The sequence below is a fragment of the Facklamia sp. HMSC062C11 genome, from assembly GCF_001810675.1.
Taxonomy (GTDB): Bacteria; Bacillota; Bacilli; order Lactobacillales; family Aerococcaceae; genus Facklamia; species Facklamia hominis.
In genome coordinates this window covers 65,352-80,835 of record NZ_KV802382.1, presented here as the reverse complement: position 1 = coordinate 80,835, position 15,484 = coordinate 65,352, and the positions used below count along the sequence as shown (strand labels likewise).

Annotated in this window: 17 protein-coding genes and 1 tRNA gene; 5 read left to right on the top strand and 13 right to left on the bottom strand. The window is 38.6% G+C overall.

The genetic code is table 11. The annotated features are described in order from the left end of the window. Positions 1-228: 228 nt before the first annotated feature. The 6 genes from rho to HMPREF2758_RS02010 form a co-directional block, all read right to left on the bottom strand. The gene (gene rho, locus HMPREF2758_RS02035) at positions 229-1,494 is read right to left on the bottom strand and encodes a transcription termination factor Rho (protein WP_246823169.1); all 1,266 of its coding nucleotides are present in this window, start codon (positions 1,492-1,494) and stop codon (positions 229-231) included. A gap of 20 nt (positions 1,495-1,514) precedes the next feature. Beyond that, positions 1,515-2,789, bottom strand: coding sequence for a UDP-N-acetylglucosamine 1-carboxyvinyltransferase (locus HMPREF2758_RS02030; protein ID WP_070608879.1), 1,275 nt, complete (start codon positions 2,787-2,789; stop codon positions 1,515-1,517). 37 nt (positions 2,790-2,826) lie between these two features. Continuing rightward, positions 2,827-3,639, bottom strand: coding sequence for a hypothetical protein (locus HMPREF2758_RS02025; RefSeq protein WP_070608878.1), 813 nt, complete (start codon positions 3,637-3,639; stop codon positions 2,827-2,829). 139 nt (positions 3,640-3,778) lie between these two features. Then, a complete protein-coding gene (rpoE, locus tag HMPREF2758_RS02020) occupies positions 3,779-4,405 on the bottom strand; it encodes a DNA-directed RNA polymerase subunit delta (protein ID WP_070608876.1) in 627 nt (208 codons plus the stop codon). Between the two features lie 36 nt (positions 4,406-4,441). Continuing rightward, positions 4,442-4,858 carry a DUF1934 family protein gene (locus HMPREF2758_RS02015; protein ID WP_070608874.1) on the bottom strand — a complete coding sequence of 139 codons (417 nt, stop codon included), beginning with the start codon at positions 4,856-4,858 and terminating at the stop codon, positions 4,442-4,444. Between the two features lie 28 nt (positions 4,859-4,886). Continuing rightward, positions 4,887-4,959: transfer RNA gene (locus HMPREF2758_RS02010), tRNA-Arg, on the bottom strand. Positions 4,960-5,049: 90 nt separating this feature from the next. Here HMPREF2758_RS02010 and HMPREF2758_RS02005 point away from each other — a divergent pair. The 5 genes from HMPREF2758_RS02005 (at position 5,050) to HMPREF2758_RS01985 (ending at position 9,255) form a co-directional block, all read left to right on the top strand. Further along, positions 5,050-5,904, top strand: a complete 855-nt coding sequence (locus HMPREF2758_RS02005; protein WP_070608873.1) for a lipoate--protein ligase family protein — start codon at positions 5,050-5,052, stop codon at positions 5,902-5,904. A 31-nt stretch (positions 5,905-5,935) separates the two neighbouring features. Then, positions 5,936-7,339: an HD domain-containing protein gene (locus HMPREF2758_RS02000; protein ID WP_070608871.1), complete on the top strand. Its 1,404-nt coding sequence runs from the start codon at positions 5,936-5,938 to the stop codon at positions 7,337-7,339. A gap of 10 nt (positions 7,340-7,349) precedes the next feature. Beyond that, on the top strand, positions 7,350-7,760 hold the full coding sequence (locus tag HMPREF2758_RS01995) for a bis(5'-nucleosyl)-tetraphosphatase (protein ID WP_070608868.1): 411 nt from the start codon (positions 7,350-7,352) through the stop codon (positions 7,758-7,760). 92 nt (positions 7,761-7,852) lie between these two features. After that, positions 7,853-8,395 carry a helix-turn-helix domain-containing protein gene (locus HMPREF2758_RS01990; RefSeq protein ID WP_070608866.1) on the top strand — a complete coding sequence of 181 codons (543 nt, stop codon included), beginning with the start codon at positions 7,853-7,855 and terminating at the stop codon, positions 8,393-8,395. After that, on the top strand, positions 8,326-9,255 hold the full coding sequence (locus HMPREF2758_RS01985; protein WP_148128868.1) for an IS3 family transposase: 930 nt from the start codon (positions 8,326-8,328) through the stop codon (positions 9,253-9,255). The genes HMPREF2758_RS01990 and HMPREF2758_RS01985 overlap by 70 nt, the downstream gene beginning before the upstream one ends. 51 nt (positions 9,256-9,306) lie before the next feature. On the opposite strand, the gene HMPREF2758_RS01980 is transcribed toward HMPREF2758_RS01985, so the two are convergent. The 7 genes from HMPREF2758_RS01980 to HMPREF2758_RS01950 form a co-directional block, all read right to left on the bottom strand. Further along, positions 9,307-10,050 (bottom strand): CpsD/CapB family tyrosine-protein kinase, encoded by a 744-nt coding sequence (locus tag HMPREF2758_RS01980; RefSeq protein WP_070608863.1) that lies wholly within the window; start codon positions 10,048-10,050, stop codon positions 9,307-9,309. 2 nt (positions 10,051-10,052) lie between these two features. After that, entirely contained in the window at positions 10,053-10,784 is a 732-nt protein-coding gene (locus HMPREF2758_RS01975) for a YveK family protein (RefSeq protein WP_070608862.1), read from the bottom strand. 96 nt (positions 10,785-10,880) lie between these two features. Then, positions 10,881-11,663: a tyrosine-protein phosphatase gene (locus HMPREF2758_RS01970; RefSeq protein ID WP_070608860.1), complete on the bottom strand. Its 783-nt coding sequence runs from the start codon at positions 11,661-11,663 to the stop codon at positions 10,881-10,883. Between the two features lie 22 nt (positions 11,664-11,685). Continuing rightward, on the bottom strand, positions 11,686-12,507 hold the full coding sequence (locus HMPREF2758_RS01965) for a DUF3021 family protein (RefSeq protein WP_070608858.1): 822 nt from the start codon (positions 12,505-12,507) through the stop codon (positions 11,686-11,688). A 179-nt stretch (positions 12,508-12,686) separates the two neighbouring features. Continuing rightward, entirely contained in the window at positions 12,687-13,559 is an 873-nt protein-coding gene (locus HMPREF2758_RS01960) for a MetQ/NlpA family ABC transporter substrate-binding protein (protein ID WP_070608856.1), read from the bottom strand. 103 nt (positions 13,560-13,662) lie between these two features. Next, positions 13,663-14,403, bottom strand: a complete 741-nt coding sequence (locus HMPREF2758_RS01955) for a methionine ABC transporter permease (RefSeq protein WP_070608854.1) — start codon at positions 14,401-14,403, stop codon at positions 13,663-13,665. Beyond that, positions 14,396-15,445, bottom strand: coding sequence for a methionine ABC transporter ATP-binding protein (locus HMPREF2758_RS01950; protein ID WP_016648791.1), 1,050 nt, complete (start codon positions 15,443-15,445; stop codon positions 14,396-14,398). Before HMPREF2758_RS01950 ends, HMPREF2758_RS01955 begins: the two co-directional genes overlap by 8 nt. Positions 15,446-15,484: the final 39 nt, after the last annotated feature.

Below are 15,484 nucleotides of genomic sequence, written 5' to 3'. Positions count from 1 at the left end.
CATATAGTATCATATCAGATGCAAATGGATTTTCAAGGGATATTTTGCCTTGTTCAAATTTGAGGAGTCACAAAGCCAATGACATCCACCTTTCCTTATTCAAATTTATTTTTTTCACAAACCCAATCAAAAAGGCCATGGCACTCGACCACAGCCTTTAAAAACTTTTTCTTCTAACACTCACTTCAAGAAGGAGGGGCAGATTAAGCTATATAGATCATTATTCATCTATTTTGGAAGCATCTTCTCTAGGGCTTGTAAAAAGGAAATTTGATCTTCTGATCGACTTAAAAGCTGAATCAGCTGGTCGGTTATCTCTAAAGTTTCTCTACCTAATCCCTTTCGTAACCGCCAAATTAAATCCAACGTATGGTCATCCATCAAGTACTCTTCTCGCCTTGTAGACGAGTTTTTAATATCTAAAGCAGGAAAAATACGCCGATTAGCTAACTCACGTGACAAGTGCAATTCCATATTCCCTGTCCCTTTAAATTCTTCATAGATAATCTCATCCATTCGTGAGCCAGTATCCACCAATGCCGTAGCGAGGATCGTTAAAGATCCACCATTCTCAATATTACGAGCTGAACCAAAAAAACGCTTAGGAAAGTAAAAGGCAGCTGGATCAAAACCACCTGTAAGTGTTCGTCCAGAAGGCTTAACCACCAAATTATATGCTCTTGCCAAACGAGTAATCGAATCTAATAAAATGACGACATCCTCACCACTCTCAACAAGCCTTTGGGCATGTGCCAACAATAGCGAGGCTACCCGAATATGATTGCTTGGTGTTTGATCAAAAGTAGATGCAACCACTTCGCCTTCAACAAACCGTTCAAAATCGGTTACTTCTTCAGGTCTTTCATCAATTAGTAGGACGAATAAATGGGTCTTAGGATAATTATGACGAATCCCTCGAGCAATTTCCTTTAACAGAGTTGTTTTCCCTGCTTTTGGTGGAGCCACTATCATCCCCCTTTGACCAAAACCAACTGGAGAGATAAGGTCGATTAAACGGTTGGATAAAACCTCTTGGGCATAGGATAAATGTAACGGTCGATCAGGATATATGGGTGTCAGCGAAGCAAAATGATCACGGTGAACCATTTTTTCCGGATTTTGACCGTTAACAGCAGATATTTGCATCAACCCACTATAACGCTCATTTTCTTTCGGCGGCCTAGCTGGACCCGAAATTCGATCGCCATTTCGTAAGGAAAAGCGACGTATTTGTGAATCCGAAATGTAAATATCCTCACTAGAAGGTGAAAAATTAATGGGCCGAATAAACGATAAGGAATTTTGATCTCTGGATAAATCTAGGATTCCTTCAACTTTAAAAAATCCTTGCTTTTCTTCTTGATGCCGCATTACTGCTAAAGCTAATTCCTTTTTGGATAAATTCGAAAAATCGGGAACACCGAGTTCCCGAGCATACGCATAAAGCTGTTTTACTTCTTGCTTTAATAAGGTTTCTAACGAAAAATCATTCATACGCATTCATTGATCCCTTGCTAATCTTCCACTTGATCATCATCAATCATTTGGATATCCGCTCCAATGGCTTGAAGTTTTTCAATAATATTAGAATAGCCACGTAAAATATTATCAACGCCAGTAATAACTGTCTCACCCTGAGCCATCAATCCCGCTATAAATAAACAGGCTCCCGCACGTAAATCACTGGCCTTTACCTGAGCCCCTGTTAATTGAGTAGGACCTTCAACGCGAATAATATCACCATCGACCTTGATATTGGCTCCCATTCGATTCAGTTCTGGAATATGTTTGATACGTTGTGGATAAATCGTATCTGTAATTGTCCCCTTTCCAATTGCCTTCGTTAATACAGGGGTTAAAGGTTGTTGTAAGTCTGTCGCGAAACCAGGATAAGGTTGAGTTTTCAGAGAAACCATCTTTAAATCATCAGAATGATGCACCAAAATAGAATCTTCACTGATCTCCATGCGAGCACCCATCTCGTCCAACTTAGCAATAAAACTTTCAATATGTTCAAAAATAACATTATTAATTCGAACTTCTTGACCAATCGCAACTGCCATTGCAAGGTAGGTACCAGCTTCAATCCGATCTGGGATAATCGTATGTGAAGTGCCTGTCAGATGATCCACACCTTCAATTCGAATAACCGAGGTCCCAGCTCCTCGAATCTTGGCTCCCATCTTATTTAATAAAGTCACTAGATCAATAATTTCAGGTTCTTTGGCTGCATTTTCAATCACTGTTTTTCCCTTGGCCTTCACAGCCGCTAAAATAGTGTTAATCGTTGCCCCCACCGAAACTACGTCCATATAGATTCGCGTTCCTTGTAAACCTTCTGACCCCGTTGTCAAGGTAATCACACCATATTCATCTTCTACCTGAGCACCTAACGAGCGAAAAGCCTTGATATGCTGATCAATTGGTCTTGGCCCTAAAAAACATCCTCCAGGAAGTCCAATTACCCCTTCTCCAAATTTTGAAAGAGTCGCTCCCATAAAATAGTAGGATGCCCGTAAACTTTGAATTTTTCCAGTCGGCATAGGAATTGATTGCATTTGTGTTGGATCAATTTTTAACACATTATTTTCAAAGGAAGTCTTAACCTTAAAATCATTTAGTATATCGATCAGTGAATGCACATCTTGAATATCTGGCACCCCTTCGAGAACAACTTCTGAGTCCGCTAGTATTGCTGCTGGCATTAAAGCCACAATTGAATTTTTGGCACCATTCACATTGATTTCACCAGTTAAAGGACGGCCACCACGTATTACTAATTTTTTCAAACTATTCACTCCTAAAAAATTATCGCAGATACTCTGCTTATTTATTAAACCCAAGCTGATATTCTTGTCGAATTGCTTTTTCAATCAATTTAAGACCTTGCCATTGCTTCATATCCTTTAAACCAGCTTTATTAGCTAGGCTAATTACATCATGATGGATCTCAGAGCTGTTTTTGCCAATACGGTGAAGCAACCATGCATCATCGACATGGATAAGCTCATGGGCCACAATATTCCGTGTATATTTTTCGATTTGTCGCATTGCTTTGGCTAAATCGACAATATGCCGATCTTGACTATTAGCTTCAATAATCTTCATTAAATGACTAGAAGATAGGTAATGGTCATAATTAAAATATTCACCATAGTATTTATTAAACGTAGCTTGAACTAAATTGGGATGCGACTCAATCTGATCTTGATTCCACCGAATTCCACGATAGATCGAACGCCCTTCCACAGTCTCTTTAAAGACTTCAATTAGGTATCGATCCAAATCAGCTAGAATATGTTCTTGGACTAATAAGCGAAATATATCCACCAATAAAGGGGTCAATTGCCTTAAATAATCATCATAAGCCCCAGATCTTAATTTCAATTCCATGGCTTGAACGCACCGATAAACGCGCTGTTGTAAAAAGCTAGGTGCCACTAAGAATGAAAAACCTAAATCCACAGCCCTCTTTTTGATACGGTCCAAATCCCCTATCAAATAGGCCTCCCGTAAATGTAGAAGATCCAACAAACGATCAGTAACTTCTACTTTTTCCTTAATGATCCATTCTTCAAAAGCGGGAAAGTACCGATGATTGAGTAAAAAGCTACCTATTGCTTGTACTGATTGATCCATAATCTGACCTCCTACTCGAAAGCTACTTATAGGCGTATTTTATCATAATCCCGATCGACATTCGACCCTTGAATCTACAAAAAAGAGGAGGCTGTGAGCTTATGCTACAGCCTCTATACATAATCCTTGAAAGAATATTCTATTCTTCCTCGTCATCTTCATCTTCGAAGTCGTCTTCGTCTTCATCCTCAAAACTTTCCTTTTCATCCAAGTCAATCTCATCTTCACCTAACTCAGATAAATCGCTCGCATATTCGTTTAATTCTTCATCTTCATCATCTTCCTCGACATCGGCGACTAAGACTTCCATTGCATCATCTTCATCTTCGAGGTCCTTATCTTCTTCGTCATCATAGTCATAAGCATTATCACCGTCTTCTGGATCATCATCATTATAGTCAATCGCATTATCTTCATTATCCGCAAACGCGTTATGTTTCCGTTTTTTACGACGTTTCCGTTGTGAGTTCTCTTCTTCTTCAGATGAGGTAATAATTTCTTCATCAATCTCATCGACCGCATACCAAGCTCTCAGACCCCAGCGGTTATCTCCTAATGAGATAAAGCGCCCGTCGATATTTAAGTCAGTATAAAAACGTGTCATTTTCGCCTCTACAAGCCCATCCGACAAATCTAAATAATCTTGAATCTGCAAAAGAAGCTCTGTAAAATCAATGATTTCTCCACTTTCTTCTAAGATGGCATGTGCAACTTCAATTAAGGACAGCTCAGATTTAACTTGACCTTCAAATTCTTTTAATTCCATCATTATCCCCCTTATATACTTCATTATCTTAACTTTTTAATCGTTGAATTTCAATTGAAAATGATAAGAGCCAAAAACTTCTTCCGCTTGACTTAAATCATATTCCAATTCTATCTGAAACCGATCTTGTTCCTGAACAATCATCAATTGTTTTGTTTGGATTTTAAAAGCAATCGGCCCCATCTGTGTTTGATAGTTAACCTGTGTGGGATAGGTCTCGCAAAAAGTAAAAATCCCTTGATTTTTCCGGATCTCTAATAACCAATCATTTGAATCATTTTTTAACCATTTAAGAATGACTTGTTCATCGGATACATCTTGATAACACAATCGACTAAATGTCTTTAAATGGATAATTTCCGCCTGAGCGATCTGATTCAAAGTGTCTTGGATTTGACCCTCTTGATTTTTTATTGATTGTTGGACGTGAATCGTTTTTTGACTGACCTCCATAGACCCTCCTCACTTATTTCAAAGAAAATACACCAGGACGGACTCGAACCATCATTTTTCGCTTAGGAGGCGAGAGCTCTATCCCGTTGAGCTACTGGTGCATCATGAGACAATTTTACTTGACTTCACCCCATTATAACGCATTTTTTGGTATAATCAAAGTGCTAAAAAAGAACAAAAGGAGTCGAACTATGCCTCAAATTGACTATCAAGACTTTATTAATCAACATCAAATTCTTGTTTTCGATGAGAAAAACAACCCGGATAAAGATCAGCGGGATGTGGCCTTAGCCTATCAAGATACTTTTTTAAGGTACCTGCAAGTGATCAATGATCAAAGAAAAGAAGATCAAAAGCCCTATAGCATTTTGCATTTTTACCCTCTTAATGTGGATACCGTATACCTAGGTGCTAAAGACAAAACCCTCGCCCAATTCAGCAAAGGGGTAGAGTTTCTTAAAGAACAAGGATATGTCGTCTCCCTCCGATCTCATGGTGGTCTGGGAGTTGTCGAAGATACCGGAATTTTAAACTTCGCACTGGCGACAGATAATCGTTCTGTTAAGCTCGCCATCGAAGAAGCTTATCAATTAATTATCGACTTAGTACAAGCTAGCTTAGATAATTCATTAAAAGTTGAAGCCTATGAAATCGTCGACTCCTATTGTCCGGGAAGTTATGATATTGTAATCCAGAATAAAAAAGTAGGTGGCATTGCCCAACGACGTTTTAAAGATGGCGTCACGACTGCGGCTTATATTGGCGTGCAAGGCGACCAAATTCAACGCGGTGAGCTAATGAGAGATTTCTATAAAATTAGTCATGCTGATGATCGCTTTCCACAAGTTAATCCCCAATCAATGACCACCCTAAGTGACTTGATCGGTCAAGAAATGACGGTCGCCGATTATCAAAATCGACTCTTACAAGTATTTAACGCCTATAATACGGTTCAATTCGGTAACTATGGAGACGAACAACTTCACAAGCTTTACTTACCTTTATTCGATAAAGCCTTCCAACGCAGCCAACAAATTCAAGCTTAACCAATTTTGATTACCTTTAAGGAGTGAGCGGATGTCCCCATTTGACCAAGCAATTCAAGCACAAAAATTACCGCGTGAGAAAGTTTTTCGTGATCCAGTTCATGACTATGTCCATATTCGTGACAAAATTATCCTTCAACTCATTGATACCCAAGAATTCCAACGCTTACGTCGTATCAAACAACTAGGTACCTCTTCTTATACTTTTCATGGAGCTGAACATTCTCGCTTCAACCATTCCTTGGGAGTCTATGAGGTCACCCGTCGAATAATCAGTCAATTTGACCGAAACTATCAATCAAAAGAAAATAATGATGGCTTATGGCAAAGTCAAGAAAGAATGGTCGCTATTTGTGCAGCCTTGTTACACGATATCGGACACGGTCCCTTCTCTCATACTTTTGAAGGAATTTTTGGAACCAACCATGAAGAACTCACCCAGGCTATCATCACCTCGCCCGAAACTCAAATCAATCAAATCCTTAGTCAACTCGGTACCGACTTTCCTCATAAGGTTGCCTCTGTTATTAATAAGACTTACCCCAACCAACAGGTCGTCCAACTGATTTCCAGTCAACTCGATGCAGATCGAATGGATTATTTACTAAGGGATGCTTTTTATACGGGAGTTTCGTACGGAGCTTTTGACCTAACCCGAATTTCACGCGTCATCCGGCCTTACCAAGATCAAATCGCTTTTGATTTCTCAGGAATGCATGCCGTTGAAGATTTCTTTATCAGCCGTTACCAGATGTACATGCAAGTCTATTTTCATCCTGTCTCACGGGGTATGGAGCAAGTTTTAAAGGCTCTCTTTGCAAGGGCCAAGGATATCTACTTCAATCTTCCCGGCACAAACAAACTCGAATCCGCCATTGAACTACTCGAGCCCTTTCTAACCGGCAATTGGCAAGTTAGAGACTATCTTCAATTGGACGACCATGTTGTAAGTGCCTATTTTCACCTGTGGGCCCGAGAAAAAGACCCCATTTTATCTGACCTAGCCCAAAGATTTTTAAACCGGCAGCCCTTTAAATCAATTATTACCAGTCAAGCCGAACGCGAACAATTAAAAACAGCAGTCTATACTGAGCTCATGCATTTTGACTTTGATCCAGACTATTACCTCTTCGAAGACTCTTGCTTTGACCTCCCCTATGACTACTATCGACCTGGTCACGAAAGCCGAAAAAATCAGATTGAATTAATCACAAAAACCCAGCAAGTCATCGAACTATCAGAAGTTTCCAGCTTAGTTCGTTCGTTAGCAAGTCAGGTTCGTGGCGACCATCGAATCTTTTTTCCCAAAGAATTACTTAGCCAAATTCAAAAAATTGCTCCTGAAGAACGCAATGCCAATCAACAGATGATTCTGCTAGCCTATCTGAACGAACACGAAGATGTTACCTATCACATTCAAGAACGCTTATTCTAGGAGATAAATTATGAAAAAAGAAAAATCATGCGGTGCCATTTGTTATCAACTTAAAAATCAGCAAATCTATTTTTTATTGATCCAGCATAAAAACGGTGGGCACTGGGCTTTCCCAAAAGGCCATGTAGAAAACAATGAGACCGAGGAAGAAACTGCCTTAAGAGAAATCTTTGAAGAAACCCAACTAGAAGTTGAACTCAACACGCAATTTCGAAAAACCTGTCAATACTCTCCTAAAGAGGGAGTAAGCAAAGAAGTGGTATATTTTATCGCTCAAGCACATGACCCAAACGTACAAACACAACAAAGTGAGGTATTAGCTTATGACTGGCTCAATTATGACTCTGCCTTCAACCGCTTAACTTACGCTAACGACCAAACAATTCTAAGTGCGGCAAACAACTTTCTTTTAAAGGAATAAAACTGATTACAAAAAGAACCCCCTCCACAAAATTTATGGTGAGGTGACCCCCAAAAGTTAGAGTTAAAAACTAACTTTATGGGGGTCATTTTATGTCTAAAAGATATAGTTACAAATTTAAAATGCGTGTTGTTGAAGAATATTTTGAAGGAAAACTAGGTTATAGAACATTAGCGAATAAATATAATATTTCTACTGAAAGTCTGGTTAGACAATGGGTTAATAACTATAAGGATTGTGGGAAGAATAGCTTGAAATCTCGCGAAGGAAAAACAAAGTATCCTTTAGAATTTAAACTTAATGTATTACACTATAAGCAAGAAACTGGGGCTTCCTACAGAGAAACCGCCAAAAAATTTGGTTTAAACAATCCATCTCTTATCGCAAACTGGCGGCGGGCTTATCTTGAAGGAGGGGCTAATCAGTTAAATAATCCAATCGGGAGGCCTTCTGACATGCATAAGAAGCCAAAACTAAGTAAAAAATCACAAAGAATGAATCTTAGCGAAAAAGAGGAACTCGAACTTTTACGTCAGGAAGTAACCTATTTAAAAATAGAAAACTTATACCTAAAAAAGCTAAAGGAATTGGGTCTGAAAGACCATCGAGATCCCAACAGACCCAATTCGCTATAGAAATTTTTGAAAAGGGATTTCAGCTAAAGGACATCTTAACTGTTCTGGAGTTACCAGAAAGTAGCTATCATTATCACAAAAATCGGTTAGATCAGTCGAATCCAGATGAAGCTTTAGAAAAAGAAATTCTATCTATTTTTAAAGATTCAAAGGAAACTTATGGTTATCGACGCATTACTGCTGAATTAAAGAAGCGTTTGGATGAAAAAATTAATCATAAGAAAGTTCAGCGATTAATGAAAAAATTAGGCTTAAAATGCACGAAGTTCTGGAGAAAATCACGTAGGTATAATTCTTATAAAGGTAAGGTTGGCAAGACCGCACCGAATCGTTTAAATCGTCGTTTTAAAGCGAAATATCCACTCCAAAAAATTGTCACCGATGTGACAGAATTTAATACAATCGATGGGAAGAAACTTTATTTAAGCCCGATGATGGATTTGTTTAATTCAGAGATTATCGCTTGGAATATCAGCGCTCACCCGACCATAGATTTTGTGATAAAACCTTTAAAGGAAACGATACGTATGATTGAAAGAGACGCTGTATATCGAACCACCATTCATAGCGATCAAGGTTGGCAGTATCAACACAGACAGTGGGTCAACTATTTGAAAGAAAATAAAATCTTTCAAAGTATGTCTCGAAAAGGAAATTGTCTCGATAACTCACCGATGGAAAACTTCTTTGGGATTTTAAAACAAGAAATGTATTATGGTGAACCTTTAATGAGTTATGATCAATTAGAACAAAAAATAAATGAATATATTAACCAATATAATAACCAGCGAATAAAAGAAAAATTGAACGGTATGTCTCCAGTTGAATACCGAAAACATACCGCTCAATTAGCTGCTTAATTAAAACTCCAACTTTTGGGGTTCACATCATGGGAGGGGGTCTTTATATCTCTATTCTTCGTGGCGATAGTAGGAATAAGAATAATAGCCACCTTTTTCCTTACGGTCAACATCATTAAGGACATAGCCCAATACATTAGCATCGACATTTTTTAGCGCCTCAGTTGCCGCTTTGACTTCTTCCTTTCGAACATAACCTGAACGGACAACTAAGATAGCACCATCGACTTTACCGGCCATTATCTGAGCATCCGTGACCGAATTAACAGGTGGAACATCATATATCACCAAATCAAATTGTTTGGATAGCATCTTCATCACCATATTCATTCGAGCTGATGATAGAAGTTCGGCTGGGTTTGGTGGGATCGGTCCTGAAGGTAAGAGATAAACTCCAGTCTCCTGATCACACCGAATTTCCAAGCCAGCTTCAGGATCTTGAGAGACCAAGAGAGAAGTTAGACCCTTTTCATTCGAGATCCTAAATGTCCGATGGAGCGTTGGCTTACGAAAATCCGCATCCACTAAGAGAACAGACTTTTCCGTTGACGCTTGAATTACCGCTAAATTTGAAGATATCAACGTTTTACCTTCAGCTGGAATAGCCGAAGTGACCATAAGAGACTTAAGGTTCTGATCAACTTGCGAAAAATCTATATTTGTCCGCAAGGTTCTAAATTGTTCAGCATAAAGCGACATCGGATCTGCTTGTACTACTAAAGGGGCCCCTAAAGGTTGTTCTTTTAAAAATTTTTCCGCCTTTGCTGTTCGTTTCTTTAATAAATTACCAAACATAATTAGCCCCTCCTTCTATTTACTTTCTTTTGGCCATGTTTTCGGGCTTTTTTACGGTCTTCCTTACTAATACTATAAACTTCTCCTAACTTGATCATGCCTAACCCATTGAGGAAATCCTCATTTTTAACAGTCGTATCCGATAATTCTTGGACAATAACCACTAAAAGGGAAAGGGCACCACCAAGCACCATTCCAATTAAAGCAGATAAAATCGTGCGAGGAGAAACGGCCACCGGATTATAGTTAGCAGACGATAGTAAATATATATTTGAAATTTTATCTCCGTATATTCCTTTCAAGGTCTCTTGAAAAGAAGTCACCACATTATCAACCACTTCTTGAGCCAGCTTTGGATCGGGCAAAGTAGCAGACACCTCAAAAGCTTGAGAATTTTGTGATTGCTCAACATCAATAGAATCAGATAATTGTTCAGCCGTCACTTGTCCACCCATTTTTTGACTAACCTCTGTTAACAGAGATTCCGATTGAATGATATCCTTGTAAGTATTAATCAAATTAATTGAAGTCTGTAAATCATTATATTGAATGGTCTGACTGGAATTAGACTCCTGATTGACAATCAATTCTGCCTTTGACTTATATTGAGGGGTTATAAATACTTTTGTCACTACTACAGAGACGATAATCCCCAATAAAGTCATAAAAAAGATGGTCTTAAAATGTTTTAAAAACAATTTCCATAAGTCTAATAACGAAATTTCCTCTTCCATAATTCCTCCATAAATAATAATTAAAAATATTAAAAAGCACTCTAGCCCTATTATCCACGAACTCGGGCTAAAGTGCAATGCTTAAAATTAATTTCCTTAAAACCATTTTGTAAATCGTTTAAAAAAATTTTTACCTTTCTTTATATGAACGGAATCCCTTTGAACCACATCTCCATTTAAAATAGCCTTAGCATTTTGCTGGAATTGTACGACTTTCTCCCGACCAAAGTCTTTCTCTAACTGAGCGAAGGCCTTTTGATAATGAAAAGAACGCCAGTCTAAATGATGAGCGTCAGATGCTAAGACATGCACCAGCCCTTGATCGATCATATCATAGGCATATTGATACAATTCCTTACCGTATACTCCTGCAATACAAGAAGTCGTCACTTGGCTCAGACACCCTTGATTGATCAAATCAGCTAATAAAGAAAAATCAGCTTGAAAAGCAAGATTACGCTCAGGATGTGCAATCACCGGAGTCAGACCCATATCCAAAAGGTTCTCGAGAATGGCAATCTCTTCTTGACTCGCTTGCTGCGTTGGAAATTCACACAAATAGTAATTCCCCTGATCATCTAAAGATAATAAATGCTCCGCATAGAGGTCATCAAGCAAGTGTGAGGTAATCCGAATCTCTTGACTGGCATGCAAGGTCAGAGGAATTCCTTCTTGATCATAGATGGATTGCAAAGCTTGTGTCGCTGCTCTGACATTCTTGGCATAATTATTATAACGGCCGTTTCGATGGTGGGGGGTTAAAATCTGATGACTCACCCCTTGTTTAACCGCCTCTTTAGCAAGTCCAATTGAATCTTCCAATGTCTGTGCCCCATCGTCAACTCCTGGCAGTAAATGACTATGAATATCAACTATCAAGAAAATGCTCCTTTCCTACAAGCTAATCTTTCAAAGACGACGCTTCTTCCTCATTAGCTTCTTTATCATCATAAGCCAATACATGGGCTGAACTTTTTTCTTCAGTTTGATAGATATAGTCTTTATCCTGGTCTAGATCTGAGATATCACCTTCAAGGCGATGATCTTCTACTTGATCATCTTGACGATCGGGCTCCTGGGAATCATCCATAACTTCGTCAAGCTCGTCTTCATGAGCTTGAATGTCTTGGCTCTGAGATTCTTCCTCTGCCTTTTTGGCTTCTTTTCTGTTCCAGAATTTCAAAACATTCCAATCAAAGGCTTTCGATTCTCCAGCATGCTCTACATTTTTTAATGAAGAATCATCGAGATCTGTAGCTACTTCTTCATTCGTCCTGTCGCTTCCTTCTAACTCATCAGTATAAGTTACTTGCCCAGGAACTGGCGATTGATAACCCCCAGCTTCAACCTCGCTGATATTTGATGTCTTTGGCGATTGGTCTTGATTTTTATAGTAATAATAAGCCAGATATCCTAATAGTGCCAAGCCAGCTAAAATCAAAATCACCATAAAAACTCGTGTCCAATCAATCACGATCCATTGATTAAACAAAGCGACCAATAAAATGGCTAAAGCAGAAAGTCCTATATGAACCCCAAATCGACGACGGTATTCCCACTCTTCGATACCATAAATTAAGAATAATAACCCTAATACAACCCCAAGAACAACTACTGATAAAAAAGTATAAATTTTAGGGATGCCCCAATTCACAATCAATCCATAAACTAGTAATACAGACAGTAACCCACACTGAATAAGATTAGCGACTCGCTTCATCATGACCATTCCTTCCTTTAAAATACATTGATTGATCCAATTATAACATAGATAAAAAGTTGGATATACTCATCCCGATCGATTATCCTTAAAGGATTAGCTAAAAATCAGCTGGATACTTAACCCAGCTGATTTTATACATTCTTATATCAAAACGAACGTTCGAGCGATTAACCCTAATTTTATTCTTTTTCAAATTCAGAAGCAATATTTAAAGGTAAGTCATCTTTTTCTGACCAAGCGGGGACGTCTGAGCCTTTAGACACTTCGCTCAATTTATCCGTCACCTCTTGACTATGATATAGCTCCACAATATGTAAATAAAGTGAATTTTCTTTTTGGTCTGCACGAGCAACGATTACATTCTTATAATCAATCGGTAAACTTGAGATATCTTCGGCATCATTATAAATTGCTTGATCGTCAGACAATCCTGCATCCGTCGCAAAATTATTATTAATGGCTGCTGCTGCCACATCTGGCAAGGCATTAGCTAATTGAGAAGCATCTAATTCTTGAAACTTGATATTTTTATCGTTTTTTATGATATCCGCAACCGTCGGTAAAACACCCTTGGATTTATCAACTTCAATTACTCCCGCTTGTTGCAAAGCTAGCAAAGCGCGACCACCATTAGTCACGTCGCTAGGAATAGCGACTGTATCCCCTTCTTTAAGCTCATCTAAGGACTTTATTTTTTCAGAATACAACTTTAAAGGTGCCACATAAGAGAAGCCGATCGCCTGTAAATCTTCTTTATTTGATTCGTTCCAGTCATTTAGATAAGCCACATGTTGAAAAGCATTGAGATCAATTGATCCATCTGCTAAGGAAATATTAGGTTGAACATAATCATTAAAGAGAACAATCTCCAGATCAATCCCCTCTGATTTTGCTTTATCTTGGACAACCTTCCAAACATCCTCTTCATATTCCGAAGCAACTCCCACCTTCACACTTTCACCCTCAAAAGACTTATCTTGAGCGTGAATTGTCCCCGTCAATAATGAAGCAATTAAAAATACAGATGCAATGGTTTTAAACAATTTTTTCATAATCAATTTCTCCTTTATAATTTAATCTATCTTTGTAGTTTCTATACGACAGAATATCTGTTATCGAAATCTTTTGGACAGTTCACTAAAGCTTATCCCTTGTTTAGTCGCGATGATCGCATAAACGGATCAATCCATTGAAGATCACTTGACTAATAAACACGATCACTAAGATTAAGACAGTTGCCACTAAAATAACATCCATCCTTGAACGCTGGTAACCTCTAGCAATCGCGACAGTGCCTAATCCCCCGCCACCAACAGCCCCAGCCATCGCTGTCAGTCCTATCACACTAATAATCGTAGATGCTGAGACCCTCAACAGGCTTGGAAGCCCTTCCCTCAAATATACTCGAGTAATAATATCCCAAGGGGTTGATCCCATCGCTAAAGCAGCTTCAATCACACCGGGATCTACTTCCAGCAAGGCAATTTCAACTTGTCTAGCAAAAAAAGGAATCGTACCTGCGATAATTGGAACAGCTGCGGCAGACGGACCGATTGATGTACCAACAATCCAACGAGTAACTCCTACCAGTAAAGCCAATAGAATGATAAAGGGAATCGACCGGAAAATATTGATAAACGAGTCCAAGATCTTATAAATCGTACGGTTAGGTAAAATCCCCTTAGGCCCCGTAACAGTAATTATAACCCCAATAATTAAACCTAGTAACCCTGCAAAAATAATCGTTAAGCCAAGCATATAGACCGTCTCAATAAAGCCCTTCACAAACTCATCTAGTAAAGGCCAAGCATAAGGTAAATGCTCTGCCATCCAATTAGAAAAATTTGGAAATTGCTCTTGAATGGAATCAAACAGTTCGATTCTTAAATTATCCATGATATTCCTCCTTATTCGATTGAATTAACTCAACTTGAACCTGTCTTTCCTTGAGATAAGCTAAGGCTTTTTCGAGTTGTTGGTCTGAGGCATCAAAGGTCACCAATAGATTCCCAACGGAGACCCCTTGAAGTACTTCAACGTTCCCATATAAAATATTGACATCTAAGCCATATTCTTTGGCTAAATGGGTAATAATCGGTTGATTCGTTCCCGATCCAACATAAGATAAGCGTGCAATCGTTGGTAAATTCTGTGAACTTGCTTGAATTTTATCTAAAACAACCTTTACCTCACGATCAAAATGGGTAGCCGTATCTATAAATTCCTTGGTCAACGCTTTACGTGGATTGGTAAAAATATCAACGATCGATCCCTGCTCTAAAATTTTCCCATTTTCCATCACCGCCACTCGGTGGCATAAATCTTTTACAACTGCCATCTCGTGCGTAATAATCACAATTGTCAAATTTAATTTTTGATTTAACTGCCGTAATAAGTCTAGAATCGATTGAGTCGTTTTAGGATCCAAGGCAGACGTTGCTTCATCACATAATAAAATATCTGGATCATTAGCCAAAGCTCTTGCGATCGCTACCCGTTGTTTTTGTCCGCCTGACAATTGGTTAGGATAAGCGGCCGCTTTATCCGCTAAGCCTACTAAGGTTAATAAGTCCTGGACCTTTTCTTGCTTTTGACTTTGAGTCAATTTAGATCCTTTCAAAGGAAAAGCAACATTATCTGCAATCGTTCTTGATTCCATTAAATTAAAATGTTGAAAAATCATACCTATTTTCTTACGTGCCTGACGTAACTTACCAGCAGATAAAGCTAGCATATCTTGTCCTTTGACCAACACCTGTCCCTGGCTAGGTCTTTGCAATAGGTTAATCGTTCGAACCAGAGTAGACTTACCAGCTCCCGAGTACCCCACGATACCATAAATTTCTCCTGCCTCAACTTTCAAATTCACATCACTCACTGCGGTTATTTCCCGATCATCCACTTGAAAATGAACCGTTAAATCCTTTAATTCGATCATTCTCATAACTCCCTTCTCCATAAAAAAATCTCGTCCTCA

Bases quoted from the DNA above. Each gene is read 5' to 3' on its own strand.
- rho (WP_246823169.1), bottom strand. From the start codon at position 1,494: ATGAATGATTTTTCGTTAGAAACCTTATTAAAGCAAGAAGTAAAACAG.
- HMPREF2758_RS02025 (WP_070608878.1), bottom strand. From the start codon at position 3,639: ATGGATCAATCAGTACAAGCAATAGGTAGCTTTTTACTCAATCATCGG.
- rpoE (WP_070608876.1), bottom strand. From the start codon at position 4,405: ATGGAATTAAAAGAATTTGAAGGTCAAGTTAAATCTGAGCTGTCCTTA.
- HMPREF2758_RS02015 (WP_070608874.1), bottom strand. From the start codon at position 4,858: ATGGAGGTCAGTCAAAAAACGATTCACGTCCAACAATCAATAAAAAAT.
- HMPREF2758_RS02005 (WP_070608873.1), top strand. From the start codon at position 5,050: ATGCCTCAAATTGACTATCAAGACTTTATTAATCAACATCAAATTCTT.
- HMPREF2758_RS02000 (WP_070608871.1), top strand. From the start codon at position 5,936: ATGTCCCCATTTGACCAAGCAATTCAAGCACAAAAATTACCGCGTGAG.
- HMPREF2758_RS01995 (WP_070608868.1), top strand. From the start codon at position 7,350: ATGAAAAAAGAAAAATCATGCGGTGCCATTTGTTATCAACTTAAAAAT.
- HMPREF2758_RS01990 (WP_070608866.1), top strand. From the start codon at position 7,853: ATGTCTAAAAGATATAGTTACAAATTTAAAATGCGTGTTGTTGAAGAA.
- HMPREF2758_RS01980 (WP_070608863.1), bottom strand. From the start codon at position 10,050: ATGTTTGGTAATTTATTAAAGAAACGAACAGCAAAGGCGGAAAAATTT.
- HMPREF2758_RS01975 (WP_070608862.1), bottom strand. From the start codon at position 10,784: ATGGAAGAGGAAATTTCGTTATTAGACTTATGGAAATTGTTTTTAAAA.
- HMPREF2758_RS01965 (WP_070608858.1), bottom strand. From the start codon at position 12,507: ATGATGAAGCGAGTCGCTAATCTTATTCAGTGTGGGTTACTGTCTGTA.
- HMPREF2758_RS01960 (WP_070608856.1), bottom strand. From the start codon at position 13,559: ATGAAAAAATTGTTTAAAACCATTGCATCTGTATTTTTAATTGCTTCA.
- HMPREF2758_RS01955 (WP_070608854.1), bottom strand. From the start codon at position 14,403: ATGGATAATTTAAGAATCGAACTGTTTGATTCCATTCAAGAGCAATTT.
- HMPREF2758_RS01950 (WP_016648791.1), bottom strand. From the start codon at position 15,445: ATGATCGAATTAAAGGATTTAACGGTTCATTTTCAAGTGGATGATCGG.